General features: G+C 40.5%; 1 protein-coding gene. It reads right to left on the bottom strand.

Features of this window, described 5'->3' with window-relative positions:
- A partial coding sequence (locus CHI06_RS29230) for a DUF2922 domain-containing protein (RefSeq protein ID WP_142301062.1) occupies positions 1-129 on the bottom strand: 129 nt, incomplete at its 3' end.
- Positions 130-232: the final 103 nt, after the last annotated feature.

Here is a 232-nt window from a genome sequence, read left to right as displayed (position 1 = left end):
TGAAGCGATCATTTCTTCCATCGCTGCCTTTACCACGGCTTCCTCAATCGGTTCCTTCGGATTTTCTATTGATAAACGAGCCGGTTTTCCATACTCCGTAACAAACTCCAACTCTAATGTTTTAGCCATTTCATTCACCTCCCTTTATCATTTATTTTCCGATTACGCTAGTAATTCAGAACTGTCGACTCTTTCAATGCTGCTGAGAGTTTCATTGGACAAATTGATAACC

It is taken from the genome of Bacillus sp. 7884-1 (genome assembly GCF_002272245.1).
Classification (GTDB): domain Bacteria; phylum Bacillota; class Bacilli; order Bacillales; family Cytobacillaceae; genus Neobacillus.
Note: the sequence above shows the minus strand (reverse complement) of the source record. Positions and strands in the feature narration are given on the sequence as shown.